Source organism: Telluria sp. AZSoR62 (assembly GCF_058111565.1).
In genome coordinates this window covers 1-330 of sequence record NZ_JBYTST010000181.1, presented here as the reverse complement: position 1 = coordinate 330, position 330 = coordinate 1, and the positions used below count along the sequence as shown (strand labels likewise).

1 protein-coding gene is annotated in these 330 nt (G+C 49.7%); it reads left to right on the top strand.

The features are described from left to right. The coding region (locus AC3XQU_RS23435; RefSeq protein WP_489876546.1) for a hypothetical protein at positions 1-251 on the top strand (251 nt) is incomplete at its 5' end. Positions 252-330: the final 79 nt, after the last annotated feature.

Sequence of the window (330 nt, the reverse complement as noted above, 5' to 3'; positions counted from 1 at the left end):
AGTTGTGCACGCCTGGCTGCACACTAAATATGGCCCTGACTTTGTCAGCTGCCGGCAATCAGACCAGTTATGGACACCAACCGATGACAACTCAATACTCGGATCTAAAACCTGATGATCAAGAGGCTGTGAGCCAAGCGATGGATCGTGCTTTGGCTTCGCTTCAAGACTACGGGCTGCGAATTGAAAACGTGGATCACACTGAACTGCTCAACGCCCTGGTCGATGTATTCGAACAGGCATCCCCATAAACTGTTTCACAACCGCCCTGACCATTATGGTCGGGGCTTCTTTTTGCCCGAAATTTGATAAAATTAGCCGACCGCACAT